Origin of the sequence: Mycobacterium colombiense (genome assembly GCF_003284935.1) — a bacterium.
Lineage (GTDB): Bacteria > Actinomycetota > Actinomycetes > Mycobacteriales > Mycobacteriaceae > Mycobacterium > Mycobacterium arosiense_A.
On the sequence record NZ_QMEV01000136.1, the window covers coordinates 1 to 3,507 of the forward strand.

Annotated in this window: 3 protein-coding genes and 1 pseudogene; 1 reads left to right on the forward strand and 3 read right to left on the reverse strand. The window is 71.9% G+C overall.

Annotation, left to right across the window (positions count from 1 at the left end; translation table 11 throughout):
* Window positions 1-926, reverse strand: a 926-nt coding sequence (gene fmt, locus DQP57_RS26290; protein ID WP_112635827.1) for a methionyl-tRNA formyltransferase, incomplete at its 3' end; no start/stop codon positions are given.
* Between the two features lie 172 nt (window positions 927-1,098).
* On the opposite strand from fmt, the gene DQP57_RS26295 reads away from it, so the two are divergent.
* Window positions 1,099-1,926, forward strand: a complete 828-nt coding sequence (locus tag DQP57_RS26295; protein ID WP_112635829.1) for a class I SAM-dependent methyltransferase — start codon at window positions 1,099-1,101, stop codon at window positions 1,924-1,926.
* Between the two features lie 3 nt (window positions 1,927-1,929).
* Here DQP57_RS26295 and DQP57_RS26300 read toward each other — a convergent pair whose 3' ends face one another.
* Window positions 1,930-2,415, reverse strand: a complete 486-nt coding sequence (locus tag DQP57_RS26300) for a MarR family winged helix-turn-helix transcriptional regulator (RefSeq protein WP_112635831.1) — start codon at window positions 2,413-2,415, stop codon at window positions 1,930-1,932.
* A 125-nt stretch (window positions 2,416-2,540) separates the two neighbouring features.
* Window positions 2,541-3,507 (reverse strand): annotated as a pseudogene (locus tag DQP57_RS26305) (primosome assembly protein PriA); the annotation flags it as partial.

Below are 3,507 nucleotides of genomic sequence, written 5' to 3' on the forward strand. Positions count from 1 at the left end.
TCCAGCCGCGCGCCGCGCGCCCAGTCGACCGCGTTCATGAATTTCTTTCCGGGTGGCTGGATTTGGCCCAGCCGCACGGCATCCGAGCCGGTGCCGACCCAGACGCTGGCGCGGTCGACGTGAATGGCGCCGGGCGGCAACGGTTCCGGCGGTCCGGGCGTCGCGGAAGGCTCGGCAGGCTGCACCGGGCCCAGTTTGACGCGCAGGTCACCGAGCAGCGTCCAGGCGCCGGGGTTGGGGGTGACGGCACGGATGCGGCGGTCGATCACCTGGGCCGGCAGGTCCCAGCGCACCCGGGCCTGCTCGACGGTGATCTTCGGCGCGATGCTGACCCCCTCGCTGGGTTGCGGCACCGGCGTCAGCGTCGCGTCGGCGATGCCGTCCAGCGTGGCCGACAACAGCTCCGCACCCGAAACAGCCAGTCGCTCAAGCAATTCCCCGGCGGTGTCGGTCGGCCGGATCGTCTCGGTCACGACTCCGTAGATCGGGCCCGAGTCCAGGCTCGGCTCGATCTGGAACGTCGAGGCCCCGGTGATGGCGTCCCCCGCCGCGATGGCCGCCTGGACCGGAGCGGCGCCGCGCCAGGCGGGCAGCAGCGAGAAGTGCAGGTTGATCCAGCCCCGCGGGGGCACGGCGAGCAGGCCGTCGCGCAGCAGCGCGCCATAGGCCACCACCGCGCAGCAGTCGGGGGCCACCTGTGCGAGCTCGCCGACGAATTCGTCGGAGTTCGGCCGCGACGGCCGCAGCACCGGAATGCCGCGCTCGAGCGCCTCGCGGGCCACCGGTGACGGCTCCAGCTTTCCGCGCCGTCCCACCGCGGCATCGGGACGGGTCAGCACCGCGACCACATCGTGACGCGGCGAGTCGATGAGGCGGCGCAATGCGGGCAGCGCGGGTTCGGGGGTTCCGGCGAAGACGAGGCGCACCGGGCCAGTCTAGAAAGCGACGGGCGCGGCCCGGACCCGCCGGCGGAATGTGCGTGCGTACACTATTGCTTATGGCTACTATTTCTAGGAGCCACTGTCTACCGGTGTGATCGCCGGTTCACGTCGACAACGAGGTCGAAAGACAACCCCCTTCCCCTCCCAAGGAGGTCTGATGACCCTCGACACTCCGATCAGTGACGCCTCGGTGGCCGCCACGCATCGCACGGTATGGGCGCTGGGCGACTATGCGCTGATGGCCGAGGAGGTGATGGCCCCGCTCGGACCCGCCCTGGTCGAGGCCACCGGCATCGGGCCGGGGGTGCGGGTCCTCGACGTCGCCGCCGGCTCGGGCAACATCTCGCTGCCCGCGGCCGCGACGGGCGCCACGGTCGTCTCCACCGACCTCACTCCCGAGCTGCTGCAGCGGTCGCGGGCCAGGGCCGCGGCGCGGGGCCTGACCCTCGACTACCGGGAAGCCAACGCCCAGGCCCTGCCGTTCGGTGACGGTGAATTCGATGTCGTCATGTCGGCGATCGGCGTCCAGTTCGCCCCCAACCAGCAGCGCGCCGCCACCGAGCTGGTCCGGGTCTGCCGCCCGGGCGGCACGATCGGCGTGATCAGCTGGACCCCCGAAGGATTCTTCGGCCGGATGCTCGCCACCATCCGGCCCTACCGGCCGAGCCTGTCGCACCCCGCGCCGCCGGCGGCGCTCTGGGGGCGCCCGGGCTACGTCGCCGCGCTGCTCGGCGACCAGATCGGCGAGATCACCACCACGCGAGGCATGTTGGCGGTCAACCGATTCGACAGCGCCGAGGCCGTGCACGCGTACTTCAAGCAGCACTACGGCCCGACCATCGAGGCCTACGCGAACATCGGCCACAACCCGGTGCTGGCCGCCGAGCTGGACGCCCAGCTCATCGAACTCGCGCAGCAGCACCTGACCGGCGGCACCATGGGATGGGAGTACCTGCTGGTGACCGCCGAAAAGCGAAGCGAATAACCGTTACAGGTCGACCTCGGCGTCCAGGTGGACGTCGGGCTCGCCGCCGGCGGCCGTGAACGCCGTCAGCGCCCGCACCAGCCCGTGCCGCTCCGGCGGCGGCATCTTCGCCACGATGGCCGCGATCTCGGCACGCCGGTGCGCGGTCACCTGCCGGACGACGTCGCGGCCACGCGTGGTGAGCGCGGCGAGCAGCTCACGCCGCGAGGTCGGGTGGGGCAAGCGGTCGATCAGGCCTGCGGCGACCAACCGGTCCACCATCCGGCCGGTGGCCGAGGGCTGCACGCCCAACAGTCCGGCGAGGGTGGCGAGGTTGACCGGACCGCGATTCGACAGGATCACCAGCGTCCGGAACTGGGCGATGGTGATGGTCTCGTCGACCTGGCCCACGGACCGCGCCGAGATCGCCATCAGCAAACGGGAGGCCGTCAGCAAAGCATCGGTGATGACGTCCAATGACTCGTCAACGGCGGTGTTGTCCGCTGTCATATCGCCCCTCCCGGATGGTTCCGGCCTCTCGGCGCTAAGGATGAGAAAGTGTAGCAACCTTCCAATGTCGTAAGAAGGAATTATTGCACGCACAAATTGTCGCCCAGGGTAACGGTTCATGAAAGTTAGCCGATGTGCAGCGGGTCGATCTGGACCCTGGCCGGCTCATGAGTCTGCCGGGCGCTGAGCACACCGACGGCGCGCCGCAGGGCCGCCGCCAGCGCCAGCCCCTGCTGACGGGGCACGCGCACCAGCATTCTCGTCACCGGCACGCCGGCCGGGGTTCCGGCCGGGCGGCGCACGCCGGGCGGAAGGTCCACGGGCCCAAGCAAATCCGCGTGCAAGGACTCCTGGCCCGCTAGCCTCGCTTCGTCGAGCAGCGCGGTGACCGCGCCGGCCGTTCCGTCGATGGCCGCCAGGTGCACGCTGGGCGGCAGACCCACCTCGGCCCGCGCCGTCACCTCCGCCTCCGCATGACCCACCGGATCCCATCGGATCAGCGATTGCACTGTGGGAAGCGCCGATTCGGCGACCACCAGCACCACGCCGCCCTCGCCGCGGGCGCGCACCAGCGCGGCGGCGCTCATCCAGCGCCACAGCGCGTCCTCGGCCGCGCGCAGGTCTTGGCGGCCCAGCAGCGCCCAGGTGTCCAACAGCAGTGCCGCCCCGTAACCGCCGGACGCCTGCGGCTCGGCGCCGGGGGTGGCCACCACCAGCGCGGGGCCGCGGCCGACCTCGGGCACCACGCCGTCGCCCGACGACGTGATCACCGCCGTGCCCGGAAAGGCGCGACCGAGCTCTTCGGCGGTGCGCCGCGCCCCGACGACGACGGCGCGCACCGCGTCGGACCCGCAGCGCGCGCACCGTCGCGTCGGGTCGACCCGACCGCACCAGCGGCACAGCAACGCCGCGCCGCCTTCCTGCAGCGACAGCGGACCAGTGCAGTGCCGGCACCGGGCGATGGTGCGGCAGCGCGCGCAGGCCAGGGATGGGACATAGCCGCGCCGCGGCACCTGCACCAGCACCGGCGCCTCCGCCTGCAGCGCCGAGCGGGCGGCGCGCAAGGCGATGGACGGCAGGCGCGCCGTGCGC

Coding starts and splice junctions, on each gene's coding strand:
- DQP57_RS26295 (WP_112635829.1), top strand. CDS start 1,099: ATGACCCTCGACACTCCGATCAGTGACGCCTCGGTGGCCGCCACGCAT.
- DQP57_RS26300 (WP_112635831.1), bottom strand. CDS start 2,415: ATGACAGCGGACAACACCGCCGTTGACGAGTCATTGGACGTCATCACC.